Origin of the sequence: Pseudarthrobacter sp. R1 (assembly GCF_024494415.1) — a bacterium.
GTDB lineage: Bacteria > Actinomycetota > Actinomycetes > Actinomycetales > Micrococcaceae > Arthrobacter.
In genome coordinates, this window is sequence record NZ_JAMKFI010000011.1 from 58,772 (window position 1) to 84,563 (window position 25,792).

The window sequence follows — 25,792 nt, forward strand, 5'->3', positions numbered from 1 at the left end:
GCCTACTGCTCAGGGAGGCGGACGACGCCGGTGCTGCCCGCCGTCGTCCGCCTGGTTTTGGCCGTTGCTTTGCTTGGATGGGGTGCTTTCGCCTCGAAAAGCTCGCAAAGTGCGTTGTAGTACTTGTCGGTCTGGCCCAGGTGCGTCATGCCGATCCGTGCGCAGACCCGCTGGGAAGCGGTGTTGGCCGGGGCCGTGACTGCCACAACTTTGTCCAGCCCGCTGTCCAATGCGTAGGCAAGGACCGCGGCGGCCGCCTCTGTTGCGTAGCCGATTCCCCAATGATCGGGATGGAAGTGCCAGCCAATCTCGGTATCACCGGAAGGCTTCAGGGGCAGCGATCCGCTGGACGCCGGGATGGATTTCAGGAGCAGGGTCCCGGCCAGGGTCGCCGGCGTTGCTGGTCCCTTCAGCTCCACTGCCCAGATGCCGTGGGCGGGGTGGACCATGTCCTGCTGGCCGATGCTCCGCCAAGTGCGGATGCGGTCCTCGGCTTCGGCACGGTCCCTCATCACCTATGGGTGGTTCCCGATGAAGCGCTGTACCGCCCAGCGCGAGTAAAGGTCCAGCACAAAGTCGGCGTCCTCCGGCTCCCACTGGCGGAGAACCAGCCGCTCCGTTTCAAGCCTCTTCACCCGCCAATCCTGCCAGAGACTCCCGGTTTGCAGTCAGCGGCTTTCTAGCCAGCGGCTCCCAGCCGGCGGCCCTGAGTCAGCGTTTCGGGGTGGGCGGAGGCGTTGGGCTCGACATGGACGGCGGAGGCGCCGGGAACGGCGCGGCCGGATACAGCGGTGCCACATTCACCATGTAGTTGGCCCACTGCGGCCCGGCGATCATAAAACCATCCAGCCGGGGGTAGAACGTGCCGTTGATCGTGACGTTCTGCCCCGGGCGCTTCTGGCCTTCCAACGCGTCCCCAAAGAAGGAAGCCGTGGCCAGTCCGGTGGTGTAACCCACCACCCAGGTGGCCCCGTTGTTGTTGGAGGTTCCGGTCTTTGCCGCCACGGGAACCTTGTCCTGGACCTTGGGGTTGATCCAAACCCCGGAGCCCACCTTCATCACGTCCTGCAGCACGGAGTTCACGCCACGGGCCACGTCCGGCTTCACTGCATCCCGGCAATCGACGGTCTGGGCCGGAAGTTTCCCGCCGGCGGCGTCAGTTACGTCCAGCAGGGCGATGGGTGCGCAGTATAGACAGTCCGTGGCGAAGGTGGCGAAGGCGTTGGCCATATGGAGCGGCGCCACATTGGTGGCTCCCAGGAGGTTGCCCAGCTGGTGCATGTTGATGGGGGAACCGTCGTGGCCGCTGTGCAGGCCCACGGCGTCCACCATCTTCTGGATGCCGCAGAAGTCCAGCTGTGTGGCGGAAGCGAAGGTAGCGGTGTTGATGGAGTTGTAGAGGCCGTAGTTGATGGGCATCTTCCGGTAGAAACCCTCCTCGGCGTTCTGGAGGTCATCGGCCGCGCCCAGTTCGGGGTTGTTCTGGGCTGTGCTGTAGGCGCCCAGCACCTTTCCGCAACTGGAACGCCAGGGGAATCCCAGGGGGTAGACGCGCTTCGAGGCGTCGATCTCGGCGTTCAGCGGCTTGCCCTCATTCAGCCATTGGGCAAAGGTGAACGGCTTCATGGTGGATCCGGTCTGGAAGCCGCCGGCGCCGTTCAGGTCATTGCCCTGCGGGTCCTTTGCATCCACGTTGAAGTTCAGGTGGGTATCGAACTTGCCCGGCTCAGCGAGGAACACCGTGTTCTGCGCCATCGAAAGAATTTTTCCGCTGCCGGGCTGGACGGATACCAGGGCTGCTCCCCACCGGTCCGGATTGGGCCCAGCCGTGCCGTCCACCTGTGACTGGGCTGCGGCCTGAAGCCGGCTGTCCAGGGTTGTGGTGATGGTGAGGCCGCCCCGGTAGAGCTTCCTCTCCCGTTCCTTCAAAGTGGGCCCATACGCGGGGTTGTTCAGGATGAGGTGCGAGATGTAGTCGCAGAAGTACGGCGCCATGGTGGCATTCGCACAACCCTGCCGTTCCGGGCTGATCTTCAGCTCGATGGGGGTGGCTACCGCCTGGTCATGTTCTTCCTGGGTGATCTTCTCCTGGCGGAGCATCTCGCCCAGCACCTGGTCGCGGCGGACCACAGACTTGTCCGGGTTAAGCGCGGGGTTGTAGAACGTGGGGCTGTTCACCAGCCCGGCCAGCAGCGCGGACTGGGGAAGGTTAAGGTCCTTGGCCGTAGTGCTGAAGAAGTAGCGGGCGGCCGCCTCGATCCCGTAGGCGTCGCTGTTGAAGAACACTATGTTCAGGTATCCCTCAAGGATCTGCTCCTTGCTGAACTTCTTCTCCAGGGCCACAGCCAGTTTCATCTCCCGCAGCTTGTCCCCGATGTCCTTTTGGCCGCTGAGGATCACTTCATCCGGCCGCTCCTGCGAGAGCCTCGCCTCGTTGATCACGTTGGTGACGTACTGCTGGGTGATGGTGGATGCCCCCTGCTGGTCACCCTTCGTCAGGTTTGCCACCACGGCGCGGAGGATGCCTTGGGGGTCGAGGCCGGCATGTTCATAGAACCTGCTGTCCTCAATGGCGATGACGGCGTCCTTGATGTAAGGCGACATCTGGTCCAGCGGGATCCTGACCCGGTTCTCCGCATAGAAGGTTGCGATGGGCTGGCCATCCGAGGTGAGGACCTTGGTGGATTGCGACGGCGGCTGGACCGTCAGCTCCTCCGGCAGGCTTTCGAAAAACCCGATGGAAGTGGTGACGCCGTAACCCGCGGCTGCAACAGACGGCACCACAAGGCTGGCGGCAAGCACTCCACACATGGCGCTCGCCGCGAGGAATCCGACGATGCTTCCCAGAATAGAACCGCGACCACGCCGTCGCTTCTTTTTGTGCGCCATTTTTCAGCCCTCGAGCTTGAAGAGTGCCATCAGACTACGCCGCTGCCGAGGCTGTGAACCAGACATGGAAGATCATATTTTGGTGAATTCTTTTATTGACTCAGCGATAGTTAACGACATATCGTTAACTATCGCTGAAAACGACAGCGAAGACTAACAGGAAGAAAGGATGCCACGATGAAGGGCATTTCTCATGACGAATTTTCAGGCCACCAGTCTGATCGGGGCCGGTTTGAACGCGGCCGCGGCAGGCGTGGACCGCACGGGCACCGGGGCGGCGGGTTCGGAGCAGGACTCGGCGGCGGCTTTGGACCAGGTTTCGGCCCGGGCTTTGGACCGGGTTTTGGCCCGGGGTTTGGGCGCGGACCGCGAAGGGCAAGCCGGGGCGACGTCCGCTCAGCCATCCTCTCGCTCCTGGCGGAAACGCCCTCAAATGGTTACGGACTGATCAAGGCGATTGCCGAAAAGACCGGAGGAGCTTGGCGGCCGAGCCCGGGATCCATCTATCCCACGCTGCAGCAGCTCGTGGACGAGGAACTCATTACCGCGCTCAGCGAAGGGCGCGGAACCGAATTCACCCTCACGGACGCCGGAAGGGCCTGGGTGGCAGAGCATGCAGAGGAGATGGAAGCTGCGTGGAACTCCGGACCGGACAACCCGGACCGGGATTTCCACCAGAGCATCGGGAAGCTGATGGGCGTTATTCACCAGTTCCGCACCGGTGTCACTGAAGAGCAGCGGGCAGCAGCCATTGAGAAGCTGGACGAGACCCGCCGCGCCCTCTACAAGATCCTGGCTGACTGACCGGCAGGGGCGGGGGACTGGGCCATGGCGTGGCCCGCCGGGTTGAACGCGGCTCCCAGCTCCCCGAACGCGTAAGCGCTCTCAGCGTGCTCGGACAGGTCAACTCCTGCAGTCTCTGCCTCGCGGCTGACCCGGAACCCGATGGCCTTGTTGATGGCCCGGCCAATAACCAGGGTCCCGATCCCGGACAGCAGCAGCGTGATCACCACAGCCACGGACTGGGCTACGAGCTGCTGGAAGCCGCCACCGTAGAAGAGTCCGCCGCCCAGCCCGTCTACCGGGAGGGCAATGAAACCGAGTGCCAGTGTTCCGATCAGTCCTGCGCCCAGGTGGACCCCCACCACATCGAGGGAATCATCCAGCCCGAACCGGTATTTGAGGTCCACGAAGACGGCGCAGGCTGCCCCGGCCACCAGGCCCAGGCCGATAGCGGCCACTGGGCTGATGTTGGCGCAGGAAGGCGTGATGGCCACCAGCCCGGCCACCACGCCCGACGCCGCTCCCAGGGAGGTGGGGTGGCCGTGGCGGATCTTTTCGGTGACCAGCCAGCTGAGCATCGCCGCCGCCGGAGTCACCAGGGTGTTGACCCAGATCAGGCCGGCCTGTTCGGCCGTCGTCGCCGCTCCGCCGTTGAAGCCAAACCAGCCAAACCACAGGATGGCAGCGCCCAGCATAATGAACGGGACGTTGTGCGGGCGGTGGTTGGGATCCTTGGCGAAACCGTGGCGCTGGCCCACAATCAGGGCCAGGACCAGGGCGGCCGTTCCGGAGCTGATCTCCACCACGGCGCCGCCGGCAAAGTCGATGACCTGCCCAAAAACAGCGGTGATGGCTCCATCGGCGCTCATCAGGCCGCCGCCCCAGATCATGTAGGCGAGCGGGCAGTAGACCACGGTGATCCAGACAGGAACGAACACTGCCCAGGCGCCGAACTTGGCGCGGTCGGCGATGGCACCGCTGATCAGGGCTACCGTGATGATGGCGAAGGTGGCGCTGTACCCGGCCTTGATCAGGTCCGGGGAACCCATCAGGTTCTGCAGCCCGAAGCTGGCGAAGGGATTGCCGAAGATGCCCAGCACGCCGTCGCCAGTTGTCATGGAGTAGCCCCAGAGAACCCACACCACCCCGACGATGCCGGCGGAGATGAAACTCATCATGATCATGTTCAGGGCTGCCTTGGCGCGCGTCATGCCGCCGTAGAAGAGGCCGAGCCCGGGCGTCATCAGCAATACCATCGCGGCTGAAATCATCAGCCAGACATGTTGGGCAGTGATCTCCACCTGCGGGTCCCTTCGCGTTGCGCCTCGAAGCGGGGCGCTCTTGCCGGCCCTCGCATTTCCCCCGCCCTCCATCTTTCGGGGGGCGTGTTTCGGGAAACGCGCCTGAAAGTTGCGCTGGCGTTACAGAAAGGGCGGCTGTGTGAAGTCCCCGTGTCGAAAATGTTTCAGCCGTGTAAACGGCGGCCATCGGCCAGGAGCCGGAGGACATTGATGCCCGCTGGATTGCCCGGTGCGGGGCGGCGGGGTCAGGAACGAAGGTGAGAAGCCGCCGTCGCGCTCCCGGCCGCCAGGTTACGAGGCCGTAAACGCAGGCTCACCGCATGCGCGGGCTGAACTTCCCACCCCATGGAAAACGACGACGCCGTGCCGCGCGGAAGGCGGCACGCCGTCGTCGTTCGCTGGCAAAGCCGGGGAGACCTACCCGGCCATCGCCATTTCCAAGGAGGATCAGAACTGGCGGGCGTTCGCCAGCACGGGAAGCTTGGTGCGCACCTCGTCCACTGTCGACGGATCGATATCGACGACGGCGAGTTCCGGCTTTCCGCCCAGCGCGGCTACAGCTGAGCCCAGGGGAGTGATGACAGCGCTGTGGCCGATGCCCGTGGGGGCCGTTCCCGCCGGTCCCGCGCCGGTGGTCTCGGGGTCGCCCTGGCCACAGGCCACCACGAAGGTGGTGCTGTCCAGTGCGCGTGCCCGCACCAGCAGGTCCCACTGCTCTGCCTTGCCTTCGCCAGCGCCCCACGAGGCGCAGACGATGTTGACCTGGGCACCGGCGCGGGCGTTGGCCGTGAACAGGGCGGGGAACCGGACGTCGTAACAGGTGGCAAGGCCGAACACGGTGCCGCTGATTTCGAAGGTCACCGGGCTGGTTCCCGGGTCCACGGTCCTGGATTCCTGGAAGCCGAAAGCGTCGAAGAGGTGCACTTTGTCATAGGACGTGTCCACGCCGGGGCCGGTGACCAGCAGTGTGTTGCGGACCCTCCCGTCCTTCCCGGGAGTGAACATTCCGGCTACGATCGCAATGTCCAGTTCCTTGGACAGGGCGCGGACCTTTTCCGCCCACGGTCCGTCCAAGGGCTCGGCGACGTCCGTCAGTGAGTTCCCGAACGCCCGCATGGCAGCTTCGGGGAATACCACCAGCTCCGCGCCGGCAGCCTTGGCCTGGGTAGCGTAGTCCCGGATCAGCTCCAGGTTGGCCGCAGGGTCCGCGCTGCTGATGATTTGGGCAACTGCTAGTCGCATGGATAGCTCCAATCTGTTGTATACATAATGTATGGGAAAAACGGCGGGTACGGCTGCGTCCGGACGGGAAAAGGCGTATATCCACCTGCGCGAAAACGTCCTGATCGACCCCGAACTCCAGGGCCGCTTCCTCAACGAGCAGGAACTTGCCGCGGAAATTGGAGTCTCCCGCACCCCGGTCCGTGAGGCCCTGCTGCTCCTGGTCTCGGATGGGCTGGTGGAGCTGATTCCGCAACGCGGGGCGTACGTTCCGCCCGTCACCGGCCGGGAAATCTCCGAGCTGATGGAACTCCGCGGCGTCCTGGAGAGCCACGCAGCCCGGCTGGTGATCGCCGAGAACCGCGTTCCTGCCGCGCTGATGCAGGAGACCCTGGACCTCCAGGCCCGGATCCCCGACACCAGCGAGGCCGATGATGCCCGCGAGTTCATCCGCCTGGACACGCTCTTCCATCAACAGCTCATTGATGCGGCCGGCAATGAGCTGATTTCCCGAACCTACAGCAAGCTTCACGTGCGGCAGATCCTGGTGGGGGTTGCCGCCCTGTTCCGGATGGGCGGCCGGCGGCAGGACGTCTGCGCCGAGCATCAGGGGATCCTCGACGCATTGGTGTCCGGAGATGCCGACCAGGCGCAGAAGGCGATCGACGAGCATCTGGCTGTCACGCGGGATATCCTCCTCCGGACCTGACGCAGTTTTGTCCACGCGGCGCAGGCTGCAAGGCCTTGTAAACACGCCACGTGGACAGAACTTTTCCATCGGTCAGCGGGATTCGCCCACGCCCGACGCCCGGGTTGCGTTACTGGCTCCTTCCAGGAGGAGCCGATAGTCCTGGTCCTCCACAGTGTCGTTGTCGCGGCCCATGGCGAGCCCCACTACGGTCACGACGGCGGCGACGGCCACGTAGATGGCCACCGGAACCCAGGTGCCGAACTGCGAGAGCAGCACCGTGAACATCAGCGGGGCGATGGCGCCGCCGATCACGCCGGCGAAGGTGTAGGCAAGGGAACTTCCCGTGGAACGAAGCCGGGGGGAGAACTGCTCCACAATGAAGGCCGCCTGCGGACCGTACATAAAGGAGTGCGCCATGAGGCCCAGGACTATGCCGATGATCAGCATCGGCTGGTTGTTGCCGCCGAGGATGGCGAAGAAGATGAACGTCCAGACGGCGCCCACCACCGCACCCACCCCGTAGACCAGGCGGCGGTTGAACCTGTCTGACACGGCGCCGGCCAGCGGGATCATAAAGAGCTGGAAGGCGGAGCCGATCAGGACTGCGGTGAGTACTTGGTTGCGCTCGTAGCCCAGGGACTGGATGCCGTAGGTGAGTGTAAACACTGTGAACAGTGCGTAGAGCACGTCAGGTCCCACGCGGGAGAGGATGGCGGCGATCAGCGGGCGCAGTTCATGGCTGAATACCTCGCGGATGGGGGCATGGGGCTGTTCGCCGTGGGCCGCGATCGCCTTGAAGACGGGAGTGTCTTCCAGCCGGAGGCGGATCCACAGGCCGAACGCGACCAGCAGCGCCGACACAAGGAAGGCGATACGCCAGCCGAAGCTGAGGAACTGTTCCTCCGTAAGCATCAGGGTCAGGACTGCCAGCGCGCCGTTGGCGAGGAGGTTGCCGGCAGGTGGGCCCACCTGGGCGGCGGAGGCCCAGAAACCCCGCCGGTGCGGATCGCCGTATTCGCTGGAGAGCAGGACGGCACCGCCCCACTCGCCGCCGACGCCCACGCCCTGCGCGAACCGCAGGAGCACCAGGATGACGGGCGCTGCGATGCCTATGGCGTCGTATCCGGGCAGGACGCCGATCAGCACCGTGGCCACGCCAATGATCATCAGCGTGGTCACCAGCACCTTCTTGCGGCCAATGCGGTCGCCCAGGCGGCCGAAGATGATCCCGCCCACCGGGCGGGACACGTAGCCCACCGCATAGGTGGAGAAGGCGAGGATGGTGCCCGTCAGGGGATCGCTTGCGGGGAAGAAGACGATGGGAAAGACGACGGCGGCGGCCGCTGAGTAGACGGCGAAGTCGTACCACTCAAGGGCCGTCCCGGTGAGGCTGGCGGCAAAGGCCTTGTAGAGGCCTTTGGGATGGATTGGCGGGTGCGGCGCCGCACCATGTGCCGGAACGGGAGAGTTGCTCATTGTGTCCTCCGCTGGAGTGTTCAAAAGGTGACGCCTGTCACGCTGGCGTATAATGTATACATTACGCATACTGGATGTACATTGGCGACCCTTTGCGGTTTCCGGTTTGTTAATTTTTCTGCAGCACCACGAAAAGGACGGATCCACCATGACGGTTCTCAGCTTTGAACTTCCCGACGGCAGCACCAAGGACGTGGAGGTCAAGCACCTTCTCAATGCCGGCTACGCGGGACGCGAGCAGGATGAAGTCCAGGCGCACATTGCCGAACTGGCGGAGCTTGGCGTTCCGGGACCCACCACCACTCCTGCCCTCTATCCGGTGTCGCCCTACCTGGCGCAGCAGGTGTCCGAAGTGCGCGTGCAGCATGGACGGACGTCCGGAGAAGCGGAGTGGGCGCTGGTGATCGCGGACGACGGCGTCCTGCTGACGGTGGCCTGCGACCACACCGACCGGGAGCTCGAAGTCCATGGCGTGGCCTGGAGCAAGAACGCAAGCCCGGACATCCTGGGCCGGAAGGCATGGCGGCTTGACGATGTGCGTGACCACTTGGACAAGATCACGCTGAAGGGCTGGGTGGGGGAGGGGGAGACCCCGGACACCCTCATCCAGGACAGCACGCTGGAGGCACTGCTGACGCCGGACTACTGGCTGGAGGTGCTGGCCGAGCGCGGCCTGAACCAGCCCGGCACCGTGCTCATCTCCGGCACTGTGGCCATGACAGGGGGCGTGAACCAGTTCGCCCGCAGCTGGAAAGTCGAAATGGCGGACCCCGTCACCGGGCTGTCCGTGGATGCCCAGTATGTGGTGGAGCAGATGCCGGAACCCATCGGCTGAAAACGCAGCCCGGCTGGGAAGTAGAGGGCTACTGCTTGTAGCCCTCTACTTCGCTGACGGGACGGGCTTCGGCTTCGTTGGGGTTTTCGCCTGACTCCGCTTTGGCCCTGCGCTGGCGCAGCAGGTCCCAGCACTGGTCAAGGCTCTCTTCTACCTGCTTGAGCCTGGCCCGGTCCGGCGCCTGGCCGTCTCCGGATCCCTCGCGGAGTGTGTGTTCCTCCTCCACCAAGGCCTGGATGCGGCTCAAAAGATCCTCGTTGTTCATGTCTGCCCCTTTCGCCGGAAACGATTTCCCTCAGGGTACGCCTGTACCATCAGAATCATGCCCACTGTGCTTGATATGGCAGGTCCAATCCTGGAAATGCTCACTTGGTTGTGCCTGCCCGCCGGGCTGGGATTGCTCTTTTACACCGGCTTCCTGCGCCGCTTCGTGCATCCATGGGCGGTGGCCGAAGCCGTGGTGTATTCGGACAGCAGCGGCGTGGGCTTCCGTTGGTTCGACCGGAAGTACCAGGTGCACCATGCGCCGATGTCGCCCCATGACATCAAGGACCTGGCGGTGGGCGATACCCTCCCCATCTACTACCACCCCAAGCGGCCCACCCAGTGGCAGATGGCGGCTCCGGAAGAGGCTGGAAAAACGGCAGCGGTGCTGGGCCGTTGCCTCACCGGGATCGGCGCCGTGGCGCTGCTCGCGGGGTTTGTCCTGCCGATGTTCTAGGGCCGGATCAGCGGGTTCGCTCAGCCGGCGAGGACGACGCCGATGCCGAGGCCGCCCAACGCCACCCCCGCACAGGCCGTCCACAGCACGGCGGTGATGTCGGCGTCGACATTTTCCCTTGCAATGCCGCGGGAGCTGGCGCCGTAGCGGCGGCGCTGCGTGAAGTAGATGGCGGCAGCCGCCCCGGCCGAGACGGCGAACAGCAGCAGGATGGGCAGCCCGTGGGCCGGAAGCCAGCGCAGGAAGATCGCGCTGACCGTGACCAGTGCCATCATCGTCCTGCCCCAAGCGAGTGTGGTGCGCTCCGGTTGGAGGCCCGGATCGCCGTGGCTGCCGGCGGGGTGCGTGGCCGTCACCGGTCAGCGCCAAAGGATAAAGATCAGCACGACGGCGGCCGCCAGCGCCCCTGCCCCGGCCAGCAGCGGGACAATCAGCGGCAGCGGCAGCGGGGCCTTGTTGCGCATGCTTCGTTCCACCCGCAGCCACCGCACCGCAGCGCCCGCGCTCAGCAGCATGCCCAGCAGGAGCAGCACCACGGCGAGGCCCTTTCGGACGGGCTCCAGGAAAAGGTCCGCGGTGAAGGCCTCGATGGCAATGCCGCCGGCGAGGAGCGCCAGGGACGTACGGATCCAGGCAAGGAAGGTGCGTTCGTTCGCCAGGGTGAACCGCGGGTCCGGTTCCTCCCCGCCGGGCAGCAGCCGCTCGGCAATTTTCCCGCGCGACGGCGGGGTATTGGCTCCGGCGGGCTGCTCGCTGTTGGTCACGCTGCCAGTTTAGCCAGCGGCGTTGCCCCGGCCGCCTGCGGTGCTGCTCCGGAAGCCCGACATACCGTGTGGGTTCCCGCCAAGAGCAGGCCGTACTGGAATCAGCCTGCGTTCCGGGGCGCGAACATAATCACCGCCACCCCCAACAGGCAGATGAGGGATCCAGCCACGTCCCAGCGGTCGGGGCGGAAGCCGTCAAAGATCATGCCCCAGGCCAGCGAGCCGGCGACGAACACCCCTCCGTAGGCAGCCAGGATCCGGCCGAAGTGGGCGTCCGGCTGAAGCGTTGCGACAAATCCGTAGAGGCCCAGGGCTATCACGCCCAGGCCGGCCCACCACCTTCTTCAGAAATACCCACCCGGCCATCATGCCAGCCGGGAATGCCTGCCGCCCCGCTGCAGTTGGGGCAGGTATGGAGCGCATCGGATTCCTTTCTTTCGGTCATTGGGGCCCCGGCCACGGTTCCCGCACCCGGACTGCGGGGGACGCCCTCCTCCAGGCCATTGACCTTGCAGTCGCCGCCGAGGAACTGGGGGTCAATGGCGCATTCTTCCGCGTCCACCATTTCGCCCGGCAGCAGGCCTCGCCGTTTCCCCTGTTGTCTGCCATTGGTGCACGGACGAGCCGCATCGAAATCGGCACCGGCGTGATCGACATGCGGTACGAGAATCCCTTGTATATGGCAGAGGAAGCCGCCGCGGCCGATCTCATTAGCGGCGGCCGGCTCCAGCTGGGGATCAGCCGCGGTTCACCGGAGCCGGCCCGGGAAGGGGCGGCTGTGTTCGGTTACCGGCCGCAGCCGGGCGAGACAGACGCGGACATGGCGCGTCGCCACACAGCCCTGTTCCGGAAGGCCATCAGCGGGGCCGGAGTGGCGGAAGCGGATCCCCGCTATGCCGGCGGTGCCACCGGGCTCCTGCCCGTCCAGCCGCAGTCGCCAGGCCTGGCTGAGCGCATCTGGTGGGGAGCAGGCAGCAGGAAGACAGCCGTATGGGCCGCGGAACTGGGCATGAACCTGATGAGTTCCACCCTGCTGACAGAGGACACCGGCGTGCCCTTCCACGAACTCCAGGCGGAGCAGATCCAGTTGTTTCGGGATGCTTGGGCCGCAGCCGGACACCAGCACCCACCCCGTATTTCGGTCAGCCGCAGCGTGCTTCCCATCGTGGATGAAGAGGACAGCCGCTACTTCGCGGGCAGTGCCCTGCGCGACAGCCGGGACCAGGTGGGCGTCATTGACGGTTTGACCGCCCGGTTCGGGAAAAGCTACGTGGGCGCCCCGGACTTCCTGGCCGAAGAACTCGCTGCGGACACAGCAGTACAGGCTGCCGACACCCTGCTGCTCACGGTCCCCAACCAGCTCGGCGTCGAGTTCAACGCCAAGCTCCTGGGAAACGTCACCCGGTATATCGCACCGGCACTAGGCTGGCGGTCCGCGACCTCCTGACCAGCCGTGATGTCTCCGGTCATAAAGAAACCTTTCGGCAGAAGCAGGGCCCTGACGATACACTAAGCATGCTTACTGAAATACGGGGAACCTTCTGCAGGCAGCAGCCGTTACTCTTAGAGTGCGGCTTTGGGGGCTTAGCGCCCTTACTACAGCGTGACTGCGGAACGGTCATATGACGGAGAGAGAGAAATATGGCCCGCGCCCTTTTAGGCTTTAACGCATGATCCGGCTACGTCAGCTGGCCCAGGCGGCCACCGTGCTCACAACCCCCTTGTCGCCGGAGGACATCCTGGCGCTGTTCAACCCTGTCTACTCGGCACGGCAACTTCGCGGCGTCGTGACGCGCGTGGTGCAGGAGACCGCACAGTCTGCAACGATTTTCTTCCGGCCCGGCCGCGGGTGGCACTCCCACCTGGCTGGCCAGTGGGCGCGGATCGGCGTCGAGCTCGACGGCGTCCGCCATTGGCGGTCCTACTCCCTGAGCGCCCCCGCCGGCAAGGACCCAGCCATTACGGTCACTGATGTCGGGGCCGTCTCAGGCACCCTGGTCCGGACCACCAAGCCAGGCGACGTCCTGTTCCTCGCCCCTCCGCAGGGCGACTTCGTGCTCCCTGAGCACCCCAGGCCCCTGCTGATGGTGACTGCGGGCAGCGGCATCACTCCGGTGATGTCCATGATCCGCACCCTTGTTCCACGTCGTCCGGATGCCGACGTCGTCCTGGTCCACTCAGCACGCACCCCAGGTGACAGCCTCTTCCGCGAGGAACTTGCCGAGCTCGCCGACCAGTTCCCCAATTTCCGCCTCGCACACTGGTTTACCGGCGAGCAAGGCCGAATGGACCTCACCAATACCAAGCAGCTGGACGAGATCTGCCCCGACTGGAAAGAACGCTCGGCCTACGCCTGCGGCCCGGACAGTTTCCTGGACGACGCCGAGGCCCTGTGGAAGCGCGCAGCGCTGACCACCGCCGCCCCCGGCTCCGATGTGGCAGTCGCGGGCGGTGCCGGCAACCTCATGATCGAGCGCTTCAATACAACCTTCGAAGGCGGCGTCGGCCACGACGGCGGCCTGGTCACCTTTGAAGCTTCGGACCGTGAGGTGGAAGCCGACGGCGACACCCCCATCCTGGACGTCGGCGAGGACGCCGGGGTGCTGATGCCCAGCGGTTGCCGCATGGGCATCTGCCACAGCTGCCTCACCCCGCTCCTGTCAGGGCAGGTCCGGGACCTCCGAACCGGGGAAGTCCATGGCGAACCCGGCCAACTGATCCAAACGTGTGTCTCGGCAGCCGCCGGACCCGTCAACCTCGAAATCTGAGGAGCACAACGGTATGACTGTAATTTCACCGAGCAAAACCAACCCCGCCGAAGGCGCTGCAACCGGAGGGTCAAGGACGCGCCCGGGAAAGCTCGCCGAGTCCGGCAGCCCCACGGTCCGCCCGCCCGCTGCAGCGCACCTCTCTGACGAGCAGGTAGCGGAACTTGGCCGCGAGCTGGACGCGATTCGCGATGAGATTCTGGCCAAGCGCGGGGCAGCGGACGCGGCCTACATCCGCCGCGTGATCAAGGTCCAGCGCGGCCTGGAAATCTCCGGCCGTGCTGCACTGCTGGTCAGCAAGAACAAGGCTGCCTGGGTCACCGGAACCACACTGCTCAGCTTGGCCAAGATCCTGGAAAACATGGAGATCGGACACAACGTCCTGCATGGCCAGTGGGACTGGATGCGGGACCCGGACATTCACTCCACCACCTGGGAGTGGGACTTCGTTACCCCGTCTCGTTCCTGGCAGCACACCCACAACGACCTGCACCACCGCTGGACCAACGTGGTTGGCAAGGACAACGACGTCGGATACAACCTCCTGCGCATGGACGAACAGCAGCCGTGGAAGCCCGTCAACCTGGCCAACCCGCTGTTCAATGCTATTCTGGCGCCTCTCTTCGAGTGGGGAATCGCCATTTACGACCTTGAGCTCACGGAGTTCAAGGAAGGCACGAAGTCCAAAGAGGCGCTGCTCAAGGACCTGAAGGCCCTCGGCAAGAAGGTTGTCACCCAGTTCACCAAGGACTACGCCGCAACCCCCGCCGTGGCCATGCTCACGGGCTCCGGCAAGCAGGCGCTCTACGGAACCTTGACCGCAAACGCTGTCCGCAACGTCTGGGCCCACGCTGTGATCTTCTGCGGCCACTTCCCCGAAGGTACCGACACCTTCACCGAGGAAATGGCCGAAGGCGAAACCCGCGGCGACTGGTACATCCGCCAAATGATCGGCTCCGCCAACATCTCCGGGTCAAAGTTCATGCACATCATGACCGGAAACCTGTCGCACCAGATCGAACACCACCTCTTCCCGGACTTGCCGTCCAACCGGTACGCCGAGGTAGCGCCCAAGGTCCGCGAGATCTGCCAGCGCTACGGCCTGAAGTACACCACCGGCCCGCTGCTCAAGCAGGTTGGATCCACCTGGGGCAAGATCTTCAAGCTGGCTCTTCCGGGCAAGGCTGCCAGCGCCTGATCAAAAGCGCTGCCTGTTCAATACACAGAAGGCACCTCCGGTACCGGGATTTCCCGGCACAGGAGGTGCCTTTTGTCTGCGCCCCCGGACGCTCTCTCACTTGATGCGGGTTTTCCGGCGACGCTCTCTCACTTGATGCGGGTTTTCCGGCGGCGCTCTCTCACCTGACGCGGGTTTTCTCCAATCGATCGCTTACTTTTGCCCGCCCACGCCGCATAATTGAACCCACAGCCGCCACGGCCTATGGAGGAATCATGCGGATTCTCGGAGCTCTTGTTGTCATCTGGCTGATCATCGGCGGTGTGGCCGCGTGGCAGCGCGGCTACTTTGGTTCCGCGCCGGGGAACTGCGCGCAAGCAGGGACGATCGCGATCACCATCGTCGCCGGCCCGCTGAACTATATGGGTGCCAATCCCCAGATATCCTGCGAGCTTCCGCAGCCCTCACAGTAGCGTGGAGCACGGCGGACCGCCCTAGAGTAGGAATTGCGCGGGCAAAAGCATTTCCCGCCCGCATTGATCCCACAGTCTCGAAAGGACCGCCGCGATGGCTTTCATCACCGTTGGAACTGAAAACAGCACTGACATCGAGCTTTACTACGAGGACCATGGGTCGGGCCAGGCGGTCGTGCTGATCCATGGCTATCCCCTGGACGGCGCCTCCTGGGAGAAGCAGACTGCCGCTTTGCTGGCTGCCGGCTACCGGGTGATCACCTATGACCGCCGCGGCTTCGGGAAGTCGAGCAAGACCACTGAGGGATATGACTACGACACGTTTGCTGCCGATCTCAACACCATTTTGACAACTCTGGACCTCAGCGACGCGGTGCTGGTCGGCTTCTCCATGGGTACCGGCGAAGTGGCCCGTTATTTGAGCACCTACGGCTCGGCAAGGGTGGCGAGGGCGGCGTTCCTCGGCTCCCTTGAACCTTTCTTGCTGAAGACAGACGACAATCCGGCCGGTGTCCCGCAGGAGGTCTTCGACGGGTTGAACCAGGCTGTCACGGCAGACAGGTACGCGTTCTTCACGGAATTTTTCAAGAACTTCTACAACACCGACACCTTCCTTGGCACGCCCCGCCTCAGCCAGGAGGCAGTCAATGCCAGCTGGAACACGGCTTCCGGCGCAGGAGCCACTGCTTCGGTTGCAGCGCAGCCCACCTGGCTCACGGACTTCCGGCAGGACATCCCCAAAATTGACGTTCCCGCGCTGATCCTCCACGGCACCGCGGACAACATCCTTCCCATCGACTCCACCGGACGGCTGTTCGCCAAGGCCCTGCCCAGCGCGGAGTACGTGGAGATCGAAGGCGCCCCGCACGGCCTGCTGCTGACCCACGCCGCGGAGGTCAATGAAGCGCTGCTGCGCTTCCTGGCCAAGTAGTCCCGCCTTATGCCGGAACCTTCGGCGACGGCGGGAATCCGCCGTCGCCGAAGGTGATGGGGCGTTTCGGGAAGATGTTCTATAGGTGATGGGGCGTTGGGGTTTGGCCTACGGAAGGTGATGGGGCGTTTCGGGAAGATGTTCTATAGGTGGTGGCGCGTTGGGGTTTGGTCTACGGGAGGTGATGGGGCGTTGGGGTTTGGCCTGCGGGAGGTGATGGGGCGTTGGGGTTGGGCCCGCGGGAGGTGATGGCGCGTTGGGGGTAACGGGCGGGGTCCGCCGCCGCACCATACAGTTGGTCTGCCCGGCCCACTGCGATCGATAGGATCGAACGCGTGACTGGCTCCCGTGACACTGTGCTGCGCCTCAGGCGTCTCCTGGTCTTCACCGTGTTCGCGGTGTGCGCCGTCACAGCGCTGTCATTCTGGGCGCTGCAGCGGTCCGGCGCGGATGCCCGCGTGACCCTCGATCCGCCGCCGCGGTCGGAGGCGAAACTTGAAACGCTGTCCACCGGCATCACGCCGGCCGTGAACATCACCCGGAATGCGGACGCCGAGTGGCTCGCGCAGGCTGCCGCGCAGACCGGCATTCCCGCGCGGGCGCTCCGGGCTTACGTGGCTGCGGCCGGCGCGGCCAACCAGTCCTCTCCGGGCTGCGGGATCGGCTGGAATACGGTGGCGGCAGTAGGCTTCGTGGAATCCCACCACGGGTCCTACGGCGGCGGAAGCCTGGACTCCGCAGGGCAGGCCAGCGGACCAATTGTTGGCCCAAGCCTGGACGGAAACGGGTTCGCCGCTATCGCTGACACGGATGCTGGAGCCTTGGATGGCGACGCGCGCTGGGACCGTGCCGTGGGGCCCATGCAGTTCATTCCCTCTACGTGGGAGATTGCGGGGAGGGACGGCAACGGTGATGGGGCAGCGGATCCCTTCAACATCGACGACGCTGCGCTCAGTACAGCCAGCTACCTCTGTGCTCACGGCCGGGATCTCACCAGCGCCTGCGGATGGACCGACGCCATCTACTCCTACAACCAGTCGGATGCCTACCTGGTCCAGGTACGTGACCAGGCCCCCGCATACGCCGGGACGACGGGCGCCATCGGATAAGAACCGCGGCGGCTACCGGCACCGTCCACGCCGCTGCCGCTTCCGTGGCGGCCCTCGTCGCAGGTTCCGACGACGGCGGGCGGCCCAGCCCTGACGAAGCGGCCTGACGTTGGGCTGCTACCCGTCGTAGTGGGTGCGTGCCGGACCCTGGCCCAGGGCGTTGACCACTGCCGTGGCAACGTCATGCAGTTTCGAATTGCGGGTGCTGGACGCCGTCTTCAGGATCTCGAAAGCGTCGTGCTGGCTGCAACGGTTCTGGGCCATGATGATACCCACCGCCATGTCGATGACTGTCCGCGATTCCAGGGTTGCCCGCAGGTTTGCCGCTGTCTCGCTGTAGTGGGCGAAGCGGACAGCAAGCCGGAGCGCGAGGGAGGTCTGGCTGACGAAGTCCTCGGCGAATTCGAGCACCCGTGTTTCGAAACGGTTGGGGCGGCCCGAGTACAGCAACAAAGCCGCCTTGGTGCCGCCTTCCAGCTGGAAAGGCAGCGCAAGGACGGAGCGGACGCCTTCACCCAGCAAGGCCGCGGAGTATTCAGGCCACTGACCATCGTCGCGGATATCCGGAACATGGACAGTTTCCTGGGTGGTGGAGGCAAGCATGCTGGGCGTTTGGTTGAATTCGTACTCAAGCCGTGCAACGGCCTCGGCGGCCGGGCTGCTGCTGGCCACCATGGCGGCTTTCCGCTCCCGCAGCAGGGTAATGGCGCACAGGATCTCGTCGCCGGGCTCGGACAGATTGCGGGCGGACACCTGCGCCAGTTCGGTGAGGAAGTCCTCGACATCGGAGCTGTTGAGGACAAGTTCATGCAGGTGGTCAGTAATGGATGTATCAGTTTTAGCAGTTGACTCGCTGGCCACGGTTTCTTGGTGCCATTCGCTCAGGTCAAAACGAGCCGGCAACATGCTCCGTCCAACCCCAAGGGCGGACGGCGGCAATGCTCGCTGGATCGACGAACTTTCCAACGGCCTGCTGCTAAACCGATACCGAAAAGTATATACATCCTCCGGACACGGGAAACGTCATATTGGCTTCCCCTGTTACCCCGTGGCTGCTGGTGCCGGAACGGGTATTGCGGGCAGAATAGGGGACGCGCCGGAGCCGCCGGCGGTGGACCCGGAAACCAGCGGTGCTGCGCCGTGGAGGGACAGAAACATGACCAGACTGCTCATTATCGGTCCGCCCGGCTCCGGCAAGGGAACGCAGGCGGAACACCTGGCACGGCATTTCGGCATTCCCGCCGTGTCCACGGGCGAGATCTTCCGCAGCAATGTCAGCCGGGAAACTGAACTCGGCAATGAAGCCGCAAAGTACCTCGACGACGGTGACTTCGTTCCGGACCACCTCACCAATGCCCTGGTCAAGGACCGGCTCCTGGAGGCCGACGTCAAGGCAGGCTTTCTTTTGGACGGCTACCCGAGGACCGCACCCCAGGTTATGGAGCTCGACAACATGCTGGCCTCCCAGGGGCACGCGCTCGATGCGGTGATCGAGCTCCAGGCCCCCGATGCCGAGCTGGAACAGCGGATGCTGCAACGTGCCAGGGACGAGGGCCGCAGGGACGATACCGTGGACGTGTTCCGGCGCCGCCTTGACCTCTACCACCGCGAGACCCACGAAGTGGTGTCCCTCTACGCAGGCCGGGGCTTACTGGTGCCGGTGAACGGCAGCGGCGAACCCGGCGACATCACCAAACTTGCGATCGCCGCCGTCGAACGCTTTATCAACCGAAAAGGAGAACACGCATGAGGGTGGCAGTAACCGGGGGAAGCGGAAAGCTGGGACGGCACGTGGTCCGCAGGCTGGCCAACGACGGGCACCAGGTGCTCAACCTGGACCGCGCAGGGGAGCGGAACCCGGGGCTGGTGGTGGTGGACCTGCGCAACTACGGCCAGGTGGTGGATGTCATGCTGGGGCTGGACGACCGCCACGGCGGATTCGACGCAGTGGTCCACCTCGGTGCCGTTCCCGCGCCGGGCATCATTCCGGACGCCGCCACCTTCGAGAACAACATGCTCGCCACCTACAACGTGTTCCAGGCAGCCCGCCGGGCCGGAATCAAGAAGGTGGTGTATGCCTCCAGCGAGACGGTGCTGGGACTGCCGTTCGACGTCGACCCGCCCTACATTCCGGTGGACGAGGAGTATCCCGCCAGGCCGGAGAGCACCTACTCGCTGGTGAAGCACCTCGAGGAGCAGATGGCGGTGGAGCTGACGCGGTGGGACCCGGAATTGAGCATCTCCGGGCTCCGGTTCTCCAACGTCATGGATCCCGAAGACTACGACAGGTTTCCGGCTTTCGATGCCGACGCAACGCTGCGGAAATGGAACCTGTGGAGCTATATCGATGGCCGTGACGGAGCGCAGGCGGTGGTCCGTGCACTGGAAAACGCCGGGCCCGGGTTCGAGGCGTACATCATCGCCAACGCGGACACGGTGATGAGCCGGCCAAGCGCGGAACTGGCGGCGGAGGTGTTCCCCGACGTCAAGGTCACCAAGGACCTGGGCGAGCACGAGACCATGTTGTCAATTGACAAGGCCAGGCGGTTGCTTGGTTTCGAGCCGGAGTACTCCTGGCGGAACCACCAGGTGGATATCCCGGCAGGCGCCTCAATCTAACCCGCCAGGTCCGGGCCGCAGGAATCTCATAGGGTTGGCACAAGATCCTGCAAGGACCGGGTTTCGGGGCGAACCAGGTCCTAACCTTTTGGTAGGGCGGATAAATCAGCTGCCCGCGCAGCCCGCAACGCCAAAACAAGGACCCGAAAATTCGCACTCCATCCTTTGTGCTGACCGCCGCAGCAGTGTTGGTCTCCGCCGTCGCCCTTTCCACCACATCCGTGCCGGCGTCAGCAGCCCCGCCGGCAGATGCCGGCGAAACTGGCCGCTACATCGTCCGGTACGCAGCCAATGCCGATGTAGCCGCGGAGGCAGCCGGGCTGCGGACGCAGGGGCTCGGCGTCGGCCGTACTTTTGCCCACGCCGTCCGTGGTGCCGTGGTTACCGCCAATCCTGCACAGGCAGCGGCGCTGGCACGCTCCGGCCGCGTGGTCTCGGTGGAAGCCGACGCCCCTGTCAGGCTCTCCGCAACCCAGCAGCCGGCACCTTGGGGCCTGGACCGGGTGGACCAAAGGCCCCTGCCCTTGTCCGGCTCCTACTCCTGGACGGCATCCGGAGCCGGCGTGAGCGCGTACGTGGTGGACACAGGTGTCCTGGCCTCGCACGCGGACTTCGGCGGGCGGGTGGCGGCCGGCTGGAGCGCCGTTGCTGACGGCCGGGGCTCCAGCGACTGCAACGGGCACGGCACCCACGTGGCAGGATCGGTGGCCGGATCGACTTACGGTGTAGCCAAGGGCGCTACCGTCGTGCCGGTCCGGGTGCTCGACTGCAACGGCTCCGGCTACAACTCAGACGTGGTGGCGGGCCTGGACTGGATCGCGGCCCACCATACGGCGGGAACGCCCGCAGTGGCCAACCTCAGCCTGGGCGGCGGCGCCAGTACCGCCGTGGACGCGGCCATCCAGGCGGTAATAAACGACGGCGTCACTGCTGTGGTTGCCGCCGGCAACTCCGCCGTGGATGCCTGCGGGACCTCTCCCGCCCGCGTTCCGGCAGCCGTAACCGTAGCTGCCAGTGACTCATCTGACCGTCAGGCATCCTTCTCCAACTTCGGATCCTGCGTGGACCTCTACGCTCCCGGGGTGGGGATTACCTCAACCCACCACACGTCTGCCACCGCCACTGCATCGATGTCCGGAACCTCCATGGCCGCTCCCCACGCGGCGGGGGCAGCAGCAGTGCTGCTTTCCCAGAACCCGGCACTCACACCGGCCCAGGTGGCGGGCACGCTCACGTCCAATGCAACCGCAGGCGTCATTACCGGCGCCACCAGCGGAACCCCGAACCGCCTGCTGTTTGCCGGCGCTGCTGCTGCCGCCCCGGCACCAGCCCCCGCCCCCGCCCCGGCACCTGCCCCCGCTCCGGCGCCCACTGTCATTGCCGTCACCCCAGGATCCAACGCAACGGCAGTAGCAGCGGGAGCCAACGTGACAGCCACCTTCAGCGCCGCGGTCCAGGGCGTTACCACCGGAACGTTTGTGCTCAAGAATGCGGCTGGCAGCGCTATCCCGGCCACGGTCAGCTACAACTCCAGCACCCGCACGGCCACCTTGGACCCGGCTGCCGGCCTGCCCGCTGACGCAACCTACACGGCCACACTGGTGGGCGGAACCTCCGCCATCCGCAACGCCGCAGGAACCCCCTTGGCCTCAGCCACCTGGAGCTTCCTTACCGGCCCGGCCCCCGTGGTCACCGCCTCCACACCTGGCAGCAACGCGCTGCTGGTCCGGCGGACCAACAACATCAGCGTTACCTTCAACGAGGCCGTCCAGGGGGTGGCAGGGGCGACGTTCACGGTAAAGAACGCTGCCACCGGCGCGGTGGTTCCGGCCGCCGTGTACCGGAACGGCACCACCAACCAGTGGGTACTGGACCCCCAGCAGGCGCTGGCGGCCAAGACCAAGTACACCGTGACGGTGACCGGTGGCAGCGCCGGAGTCCGCGACCTTGCCGGAAACCCGTTCGCCGGCAGGAGCTGGCAGTTCACCACCGGCTCGTTCTAAGCCATCCCAGCGGGGAGCTAGGCCATCTCCAGCACGAACTCGGTGCGCCCATGCGCCGCGCCGTTGATCTGAAGCTCCAACGCGTGCAGTCCCGGATGATGCACCCTGGTGGTCATCTGCCTGAACGCGTGGCGCTTGGAGATGCTCCTGCTCTCGCCCGGCGCCAGGGTCAGGGTTGAGATCTTGAAGACCTTTGCCGACTGGCTGCCATTGGCTTTCCGGTAGTGGATCAGGTAGTCCACGGCGAGGCGGACATCCCGGGTGCCGGTATTGGAAATCTCGAAGGCGAACGTCAACTCTCCGGGCACCGTGAGGATTTCCTGGTCAAGGCGCGGCCCGGAAACGGCCACCGACGCCGGCGGGAAGCCAAACAGCGCCAGTGCGCCCGGGTGCCCCTTCTTAATGAGGGTGCGGAGACCATGGCGGACCACCCAGCCCGTGTTGCGGTCTGCCGCCGCGAGCCAGTGCCGGGCTGTGTCCACAACAGCATCTGGCGCGTGGCGGGCGAGATCGTTGAGGTGGTTGGCTACAGAACGCCGTACATATTCGGACGGGTCGCGGTAGAGGGCTGTGAGGATGGGCAGGGTGGCTTCGGGCCGCCGGACGAGGGCTGGGACGCGCACCGCCCACGGAAGGTACGGCCGTGTGCCCTCGCTCGCCAGGCGGCGGACGTGCTCATCAGGGTGTGCGGTCCACGTCAGGATTGCTGCCAGTGCCCGGTCCATGTCCCTGGCCAGGAGGCGGCGGACGGCGAATTCCCCGGTGAGCCGTGGCGTCAGTTCGGCGAGCAGGGCCAGGCAGTCGTTGAAGTCCTCCGCGGCATCCGAGGCGAGCGCGAGGGTGACGGCCGCCTCCGAAACCGGCCAGAGGACCCAGCCGGTGAATTTCGGAGCTGCCAATGCCGCACGGAAGCTGGCGGACGCCGTCGTATATCCCGGGACCGGACCCGTGCTGATGTCGGCCACAAGGGCATCGGCCACCAGGTCGGTCCGTGCCCGTAAGTTCAGGTCACCCAGCAGGGATGCGGTGGCAGCAGTTTGCTTCCACTCCACCATGGGCGCACTTTCCGTCAAGATACGCGTGAGCGTGCCTATGCCCGGAGGATCAATCAGTTCGTTCATTACGCCCATGCAGTCAGGCTACCGCTGCGGTATGACAGTTCGGGCGGCCCCCGGATCCCTGATGGAAAGGCCGGACCCGATACCGCGCCAAAGCCGCGCAACCGGGATAATCTTCACCCTAGGCAAATCTCCATCTAGGGACGGGCATGCAGTGGCACAGCAGGGATCAGCGGGTTCCGGGGCTACCGGTAAAAGGGCCAGCAGATGGCGGGTCTTCCATGACAAATTCGTGGTGGAGGAGCGCTATGTGGAGCCGAACGACCGGCGGGGGCTGTACCGGGCGTCGATCGTTCTGATGGCGCTGGGGGTGGCGCTCTTCATCGCCACCCTGATCAGCGTGGTGCAGGCCGATGGCCTCTCCGCCGCCGACGGCCCGGTGCGCGACTGGCTGCTCGGGCTGAGGTCACCGACCCTCACAGCCATCATGATCTTCCTGGCCGTGGTCTTCGGTCCGGTGGCCCTCCCCATCATCGTCCTGGTGGTTGTTGCCGCCTGGGGCTTCGCGGCCAAGCACGCCTGGCGCCCCATTGTGCTGGCGTCAGCGATGCTCACGGGCGTCATCATTTCGCAGATCATCCTCCAGATTGTGCGGCGGTCCCGTCCCCCGGTGGACCAGATGCTGTTTGGCGTTGACCAAACCTTTTCGTTCCCGTCCGGGCATGTCCTGGGAGCCTGTGACTTCCTGTTGGTGGGTGCCTTTTTGATCTACTCCCGGCGAAGCAACAGGCGGGCTGCCGTCTTCGGGTTCATCGGGGCAGGCATCGGCATTGTGCTGGCGGCCCTCAGCCGTTTGTACCTGGGATACCACTGGCTCAGCGATGCCCTGGCATCGCTATCGCTGTCCTTGGTGATCCTGGGCGGAGTGATCGCCCTCGACACCTGGCGGACGGCGAGGGTTCCAGGCGAACGGATCACCGGCGAACTGTCCAAGGCGGACGCGCCGCGGGACTGAACTCCAGGAGGCCAAGGCGTTCCAAGGACGTCCAAGTATGGGTGCAAGTGAGCCGGACGGCGCCGAGGCGGCTGGCTGTCGTCGGGCCTTTCATGCCGCCGGCTCAGGCCGGTGGCCGGGACCGCTTGAGGGCCCGATGGAGCTTGACGTTGGCTTCCTCCAGCTCCAGCACCTTTGCAACGCCGGCCAGGTTCAGGCCCTGTTCCAGGAGTTCGCCGATCCGCAGCAGCACCGCGATGTCCGCATCGCTGTATTGCCGTGTGCCGCCGGAAGTACGCGACGGCGTGAGCAGGCCCCGCGTCTCATAGAGCCGGATGTTCTGCTGGCCGGTGCCTGCCAGCTCCGCCGCCACGGAGATGGCATACAGTGCGCGTCCCTTTGCAGGCACTCGGGCCCCTCCTGTTTCCTGCCCTGCCATCAGTTCTCCAAAAATTGTCGGGGAGTCTTGCTTCAGTTTCCCACGGGTGCTATAAAAAATCTATATCCATCACCATAGATCATGGGGACGGATATGGCATCGATCCAACATCTGACAAGCTGAAGGAGTGGGAAATGATGTTGATGCGTACGGACCCGTTCCGTGAGCTGGACCGGCTCACGCAGCAGGTCTTTGGAACCGCCGCCCGCCCGGCCGCCATGCCCATGGATGCCTGGCAGGAAGACGGTGAGTTCGTGGTGGCCTTCGATCTTCCGGGCGTCAAGCTCGATTCGCTGGACCTGAACGTTGAGCGCAACGTCCTTACGGTCCGGGCGGAACGCCAGGACCCCACCCAGCCCAATGTTGAGCTGGTTGCCTCCGAGCGTCCGCGCGGCGTCTTCAGCCGCCAGTTGATCCTGGGTGACACCCTGAACACGGACAACATCAAGGCCAGTTACGACCAAGGCGTCCTGACGCTACGGATCCCCGTGGCGGAAAAGGCCAAGCCGCGCAAGATCGAAATCGAGACGCAGCAGGGCCAGATGCAACAGATCGGAACCTAGGCCAGCGGTGGACGGCGCAGGGCAACCCCGGGTTGCCCTGCGCCGCCCGGATTCGGAACTGCAGCTGGAACCGGAAGACTGACATGAGCCAAACCCCGGATTACTACGCCGCCCTGCACATCCCGCATGACGCCACGCGGCAGCAGATCTCACGCGCCTACCGTGCGCTGATGCGCAACCATCACCCGGACATGGAAGGCGGAAGGGCCACGTCGGGGGTGAAGGAGGGTGTGCTCGAGGGCGCCCAGGACGCGGTGCAGAACTCCGCGTCGGGTGGAGGAACGCCACCCGAAGCGGAGCTGCTGCGCATTATGCAGGCCTTCGCCGTCCTGCGCGATCCTGCCCGGCGGGCAGCGTATGACCGCGAAATCAAGGCACACCCGGCAGTCCGTGCAGTACCGGCATCCCAAGCGGGGACGGACATCCCGGTCCGCAAGGTCCGGCACGCCGCCGGCCCGGGCGGGAACATCATACGAATCACACCCGTGCGCTGGGAAAGCGGCCCCTGGGCCTAGCTGCCACAACACCTGTCATGCCCTAGCAACCCCCCGCGATCCAACCCGGGAACCACTTCGAGAGGCGGAGAACTGTATGAGCGATTGGCGCCGCTATGATTCACACCTGATGCCTGCATTCCACGAGCGCTTCGAACAGCGGTGGGGCCAGGGCACCGCTCCGTTTTTGGATCCGGAAGCGCATGAGGAGCCGGTTCCACGTGCCCAGTGGATCAACCCCGCTACCGGAGCGGCGCTGGCTGTGGTGCCGGTATGGACGAACGACGAGAGGCAGCAACGGTCCTTCGGCGTGTTCTATCTTCCGCCCGCGGGGGACATCTGGGTGCTGCGGCCGGGCTACACCGGCTATCTGGAACCGGCCGATGGCGAAACGGAGCACCTGGTCACGTTACGGAACGATGCTTTCCGCAAGGCCGTGGCGCACGCAAAGGAATTCCTGTTCGGCGACCAGTGACCGGTAAA

29 protein-coding genes and 1 pseudogene are annotated in these 25,792 nt (G+C 64.9%); 17 read left to right on the plus strand and 13 right to left on the minus strand.

Going from position 1 to position 25,792, the window contains the following annotated elements:
* Positions 1–2 precede the first annotated feature (2 nt).
* The 3 genes from M8J71_RS21235 to M8J71_RS21245 form a co-directional block, all read right to left on the minus strand.
* Positions 3–512: a GNAT family N-acetyltransferase gene (locus tag M8J71_RS21235; protein WP_256249832.1), complete on the minus strand. Its 510-nt coding sequence runs from the start codon at positions 510–512 to the stop codon at positions 3–5.
* A gap of 3 nt (positions 513–515) precedes the next feature.
* Positions 516–635 carry a GNAT family N-acetyltransferase gene (locus M8J71_RS21240; RefSeq protein WP_256249833.1) on the minus strand — a complete coding sequence of 40 codons (120 nt, stop codon included), beginning with the start codon at positions 633–635 and terminating at the stop codon, positions 516–518.
* Positions 636–711: 76 nt separating this feature from the next.
* Positions 712–2,889: a transglycosylase domain-containing protein gene (locus tag M8J71_RS21245; RefSeq protein ID WP_256249834.1), complete on the minus strand. Its 2,178-nt coding sequence runs from the start codon at positions 2,887–2,889 to the stop codon at positions 712–714.
* Between the two features lie 177 nt (positions 2,890–3,066).
* Between M8J71_RS21245 and M8J71_RS21250 the strand changes: the two genes are divergently transcribed.
* Positions 3,067–3,693: a PadR family transcriptional regulator gene (locus tag M8J71_RS21250; protein ID WP_256249835.1), complete on the plus strand. Its 627-nt coding sequence runs from the start codon at positions 3,067–3,069 to the stop codon at positions 3,691–3,693.
* Here M8J71_RS21250 and M8J71_RS21255 read toward each other — a convergent pair.
* Positions 3,672–4,973 (minus strand): ammonium transporter, encoded by a 1,302-nt coding sequence (locus tag M8J71_RS21255; protein ID WP_256249837.1) that lies wholly within the window; start codon positions 4,971–4,973, stop codon positions 3,672–3,674. The two genes, M8J71_RS21250 and M8J71_RS21255, sit on opposite strands and share 22 nt — an antisense overlap.
* 447 nt (positions 4,974–5,420) lie before the next feature.
* Positions 5,421–6,215, minus strand: coding sequence for a carbon-nitrogen hydrolase family protein (locus M8J71_RS21260; protein ID WP_256249839.1), 795 nt, complete (start codon positions 6,213–6,215; stop codon positions 5,421–5,423).
* Positions 6,216–6,246: 31 nt separating this feature from the next.
* Between M8J71_RS21260 and M8J71_RS21265 the strand changes: the two genes are divergently transcribed.
* Positions 6,247–6,903 (plus strand): GntR family transcriptional regulator, encoded by a 657-nt coding sequence (locus M8J71_RS21265; RefSeq protein WP_256249840.1) that lies wholly within the window; start codon positions 6,247–6,249, stop codon positions 6,901–6,903.
* 72 nt (positions 6,904–6,975) lie between these two features.
* On the opposite strand, the gene M8J71_RS21270 is transcribed toward M8J71_RS21265, so the two are convergent.
* The gene (locus tag M8J71_RS21270) at positions 6,976–8,361 is read right to left on the minus strand and encodes an MFS transporter (protein ID WP_256249841.1); all 1,386 of its coding nucleotides are present in this window, start codon (positions 8,359–8,361) and stop codon (positions 6,976–6,978) included.
* Positions 8,362–8,509: 148 nt separating this feature from the next.
* Here M8J71_RS21270 and M8J71_RS21275 point away from each other — a divergent pair, with 148 nt between their 5' ends.
* Entirely contained in the window at positions 8,510–9,196 is a 687-nt protein-coding gene (locus M8J71_RS21275) for a DUF2848 domain-containing protein (protein ID WP_256249842.1), read from the plus strand.
* Positions 9,197–9,224: 28 nt separating this feature from the next.
* Here M8J71_RS21275 and M8J71_RS21280 read toward each other — a convergent pair whose 3' ends face one another.
* On the minus strand, positions 9,225–9,461 hold the full coding sequence (locus tag M8J71_RS21280; RefSeq protein WP_256249843.1) for a DUF2630 family protein: 237 nt from the start codon (positions 9,459–9,461) through the stop codon (positions 9,225–9,227).
* Between the two features lie 57 nt (positions 9,462–9,518).
* On the opposite strand from M8J71_RS21280, the gene M8J71_RS21285 reads away from it, so the two are divergent.
* Positions 9,519–9,917, plus strand: a complete 399-nt coding sequence (locus M8J71_RS21285; protein ID WP_163166221.1) for a DUF3592 domain-containing protein — start codon at positions 9,519–9,521, stop codon at positions 9,915–9,917.
* A gap of 20 nt (positions 9,918–9,937) precedes the next feature.
* Here the strand turns inward: M8J71_RS21285 and M8J71_RS21290 are convergent, their stop codons facing one another.
* The 3 genes and pseudogenes from M8J71_RS21290 to M8J71_RS21300 form a co-directional block, all read right to left on the minus strand.
* The gene (locus M8J71_RS21290) at positions 9,938–10,273 is read right to left on the minus strand and encodes a DUF202 domain-containing protein (protein WP_256249844.1); all 336 of its coding nucleotides are present in this window, start codon (positions 10,271–10,273) and stop codon (positions 9,938–9,940) included.
* Positions 10,274–10,276: 3 nt separating this feature from the next.
* Positions 10,277–10,681, minus strand: a complete 405-nt coding sequence (locus M8J71_RS21295) for a YidH family protein (RefSeq protein ID WP_256249846.1) — start codon at positions 10,679–10,681, stop codon at positions 10,277–10,279.
* Between the two features lie 101 nt (positions 10,682–10,782).
* Positions 10,783–11,019: pseudogene (locus M8J71_RS21300) on the minus strand (YnfA family protein); the annotation flags it as partial.
* Positions 11,020–11,093: 74 nt separating this feature from the next.
* Here M8J71_RS21300 and M8J71_RS21305 point away from each other — a divergent pair.
* The 6 genes from M8J71_RS21305 to M8J71_RS21330 all read left to right on the plus strand — a co-directional run bounded on the left by M8J71_RS21305 (position 11,094) and on the right by M8J71_RS21330 (position 17,139).
* The gene (locus M8J71_RS21305; protein ID WP_256249849.1) at positions 11,094–12,128 is read left to right on the plus strand and encodes an LLM class flavin-dependent oxidoreductase; all 1,035 of its coding nucleotides are present in this window, start codon (positions 11,094–11,096) and stop codon (positions 12,126–12,128) included.
* 223 nt (positions 12,129–12,351) lie between these two features.
* On the plus strand, positions 12,352–13,449 hold the full coding sequence (locus M8J71_RS21310; RefSeq protein WP_256249850.1) for a ferredoxin reductase: 1,098 nt from the start codon (positions 12,352–12,354) through the stop codon (positions 13,447–13,449).
* 13 nt (positions 13,450–13,462) lie between these two features.
* Positions 13,463–14,647: a fatty acid desaturase family protein gene (locus M8J71_RS21315; RefSeq protein ID WP_256249851.1), complete on the plus strand. Its 1,185-nt coding sequence runs from the start codon at positions 13,463–13,465 to the stop codon at positions 14,645–14,647.
* A 254-nt stretch (positions 14,648–14,901) separates the two neighbouring features.
* On the plus strand, positions 14,902–15,099 hold the full coding sequence (locus tag M8J71_RS21320; RefSeq protein WP_163166235.1) for a hypothetical protein: 198 nt from the start codon (positions 14,902–14,904) through the stop codon (positions 15,097–15,099).
* 94 nt (positions 15,100–15,193) lie between these two features.
* Complete coding sequence (locus tag M8J71_RS21325) at positions 15,194–16,030, plus strand: alpha/beta fold hydrolase (protein ID WP_256249852.1); 837 nt, start codon at positions 15,194–15,196, stop codon at positions 16,028–16,030.
* Positions 16,031–16,386: 356 nt separating this feature from the next.
* Positions 16,387–17,139, plus strand: coding sequence for a lytic transglycosylase domain-containing protein (locus M8J71_RS21330; RefSeq protein ID WP_256250094.1), 753 nt, complete (start codon positions 16,387–16,389; stop codon positions 17,137–17,139).
* Positions 17,140–17,256: 117 nt separating this feature from the next.
* Here the strand turns inward: M8J71_RS21330 and M8J71_RS21335 are convergent, their stop codons facing one another.
* Positions 17,257–18,000 carry a GAF and ANTAR domain-containing protein gene (locus M8J71_RS21335; protein ID WP_256249853.1) on the minus strand — a complete coding sequence of 248 codons (744 nt, stop codon included), beginning with the start codon at positions 17,998–18,000 and terminating at the stop codon, positions 17,257–17,259.
* A 295-nt stretch (positions 18,001–18,295) separates the two neighbouring features.
* Between M8J71_RS21335 and M8J71_RS21340 the strand changes: the two genes are divergently transcribed.
* From M8J71_RS21340 to M8J71_RS21350, 3 genes are all read left to right on the plus strand, one after another.
* Positions 18,296–18,889 (plus strand): adenylate kinase, encoded by a 594-nt coding sequence (locus M8J71_RS21340; protein WP_256249854.1) that lies wholly within the window; start codon positions 18,296–18,298, stop codon positions 18,887–18,889.
* Positions 18,886–19,758 (plus strand): NAD-dependent epimerase/dehydratase family protein, encoded by an 873-nt coding sequence (locus tag M8J71_RS21345; protein WP_256249855.1) that lies wholly within the window; start codon positions 18,886–18,888, stop codon positions 19,756–19,758. The genes M8J71_RS21340 and M8J71_RS21345 overlap by 4 nt, the downstream gene beginning before the upstream one ends.
* A gap of 167 nt (positions 19,759–19,925) precedes the next feature.
* Positions 19,926–21,761, plus strand: coding sequence for a S8 family serine peptidase (locus M8J71_RS21350; protein WP_256249856.1), 1,836 nt, complete (start codon positions 19,926–19,928; stop codon positions 21,759–21,761).
* A 17-nt stretch (positions 21,762–21,778) separates the two neighbouring features.
* Here the strand turns inward: M8J71_RS21350 and M8J71_RS21355 are convergent, their stop codons facing one another.
* Positions 21,779–22,891, minus strand: a complete 1,113-nt coding sequence (locus tag M8J71_RS21355) for a DNA alkylation repair protein (RefSeq protein ID WP_256249858.1) — start codon at positions 22,889–22,891, stop codon at positions 21,779–21,781.
* 142 nt (positions 22,892–23,033) lie between these two features.
* Between M8J71_RS21355 and M8J71_RS21360 the strand changes: the two genes are divergently transcribed.
* On the plus strand, positions 23,034–23,834 hold the full coding sequence (locus M8J71_RS21360; RefSeq protein WP_256249859.1) for a phosphatase PAP2 family protein: 801 nt from the start codon (positions 23,034–23,036) through the stop codon (positions 23,832–23,834).
* 103 nt (positions 23,835–23,937) lie between these two features.
* Here the strand turns inward: M8J71_RS21360 and M8J71_RS21365 are convergent, their stop codons facing one another.
* A complete protein-coding gene (locus M8J71_RS21365; protein WP_374114882.1) occupies positions 23,938–24,252 on the minus strand; it encodes a MerR family transcriptional regulator in 315 nt (104 codons plus the stop codon).
* Positions 24,253–24,389: 137 nt separating this feature from the next.
* On the opposite strand from M8J71_RS21365, the gene M8J71_RS21370 reads away from it, so the two are divergent.
* From M8J71_RS21370 to M8J71_RS21380, 3 genes are all read left to right on the plus strand, one after another.
* The gene (locus tag M8J71_RS21370; RefSeq protein WP_256250095.1) at positions 24,390–24,815 is read left to right on the plus strand and encodes an Hsp20/alpha crystallin family protein; all 426 of its coding nucleotides are present in this window, start codon (positions 24,390–24,392) and stop codon (positions 24,813–24,815) included.
* 83 nt (positions 24,816–24,898) lie between these two features.
* A complete protein-coding gene (locus tag M8J71_RS21375; RefSeq protein WP_256249861.1) occupies positions 24,899–25,330 on the plus strand; it encodes a J domain-containing protein in 432 nt (143 codons plus the stop codon).
* 76 nt (positions 25,331–25,406) lie between these two features.
* The gene (locus M8J71_RS21380) at positions 25,407–25,784 is read left to right on the plus strand and encodes a hypothetical protein (RefSeq protein ID WP_163166255.1); all 378 of its coding nucleotides are present in this window, start codon (positions 25,407–25,409) and stop codon (positions 25,782–25,784) included.
* Positions 25,785–25,792: the final 8 nt, after the last annotated feature.

What these genes read in the sequence shown, in the direction of transcription:
- M8J71_RS21235 (WP_256249832.1), bottom strand. Translation starts at nt 512, where the DNA reads ATGAGGGACCGTGCCGAAGCCGAGGACCGCATCCGCACTTGGCGGAGC.
- M8J71_RS21245 (WP_256249834.1), bottom strand. Translation starts at nt 2,889, where the DNA reads ATGGCGCACAAAAAGAAGCGACGGCGTGGTCGCGGTTCTATTCTGGGA.
- M8J71_RS21250 (WP_256249835.1), top strand. Translation starts at nt 3,067, where the DNA reads ATGAAGGGCATTTCTCATGACGAATTTTCAGGCCACCAGTCTGATCGG.
- M8J71_RS21260 (WP_256249839.1), bottom strand. Translation starts at nt 6,215, where the DNA reads ATGCGACTAGCAGTTGCCCAAATCATCAGCAGCGCGGACCCTGCGGCC.
- M8J71_RS21265 (WP_256249840.1), top strand. Translation starts at nt 6,247, where the DNA reads ATGGGAAAAACGGCGGGTACGGCTGCGTCCGGACGGGAAAAGGCGTAT.
- M8J71_RS21270 (WP_256249841.1), bottom strand. Translation starts at nt 8,361, where the DNA reads ATGAGCAACTCTCCCGTTCCGGCACATGGTGCGGCGCCGCACCCGCCA.
- M8J71_RS21275 (WP_256249842.1), top strand. Translation starts at nt 8,510, where the DNA reads ATGACGGTTCTCAGCTTTGAACTTCCCGACGGCAGCACCAAGGACGTG.
- M8J71_RS21280 (WP_256249843.1), bottom strand. Translation starts at nt 9,461, where the DNA reads ATGAACAACGAGGATCTTTTGAGCCGCATCCAGGCCTTGGTGGAGGAG.
- M8J71_RS21285 (WP_163166221.1), top strand. Translation starts at nt 9,519, where the DNA reads ATGCCCACTGTGCTTGATATGGCAGGTCCAATCCTGGAAATGCTCACT.
- M8J71_RS21305 (WP_256249849.1), top strand. Translation starts at nt 11,094, where the DNA reads ATGGAGCGCATCGGATTCCTTTCTTTCGGTCATTGGGGCCCCGGCCAC.
- M8J71_RS21310 (WP_256249850.1), top strand. Translation starts at nt 12,352, where the DNA reads ATGATCCGGCTACGTCAGCTGGCCCAGGCGGCCACCGTGCTCACAACC.
- M8J71_RS21315 (WP_256249851.1), top strand. Translation starts at nt 13,463, where the DNA reads ATGACTGTAATTTCACCGAGCAAAACCAACCCCGCCGAAGGCGCTGCA.
- M8J71_RS21320 (WP_163166235.1), top strand. Translation starts at nt 14,902, where the DNA reads ATGCGGATTCTCGGAGCTCTTGTTGTCATCTGGCTGATCATCGGCGGT.
- M8J71_RS21325 (WP_256249852.1), top strand. Translation starts at nt 15,194, where the DNA reads ATGGCTTTCATCACCGTTGGAACTGAAAACAGCACTGACATCGAGCTT.
- M8J71_RS21340 (WP_256249854.1), top strand. Translation starts at nt 18,296, where the DNA reads ATGACCAGACTGCTCATTATCGGTCCGCCCGGCTCCGGCAAGGGAACG.
- M8J71_RS21345 (WP_256249855.1), top strand. Translation starts at nt 18,886, where the DNA reads ATGAGGGTGGCAGTAACCGGGGGAAGCGGAAAGCTGGGACGGCACGTG.
- M8J71_RS21355 (WP_256249858.1), bottom strand. Translation starts at nt 22,891, where the DNA reads ATGGGCGTAATGAACGAACTGATTGATCCTCCGGGCATAGGCACGCTC.
- M8J71_RS21365 (WP_374114882.1), bottom strand. Translation starts at nt 24,252, where the DNA reads ATGGCAGGGCAGGAAACAGGAGGGGCCCGAGTGCCTGCAAAGGGACGC.
- M8J71_RS21370 (WP_256250095.1), top strand. Translation starts at nt 24,390, where the DNA reads ATGTTGATGCGTACGGACCCGTTCCGTGAGCTGGACCGGCTCACGCAG.
- M8J71_RS21375 (WP_256249861.1), top strand. Translation starts at nt 24,899, where the DNA reads ATGAGCCAAACCCCGGATTACTACGCCGCCCTGCACATCCCGCATGAC.
- M8J71_RS21380 (WP_163166255.1), top strand. Translation starts at nt 25,407, where the DNA reads ATGAGCGATTGGCGCCGCTATGATTCACACCTGATGCCTGCATTCCAC.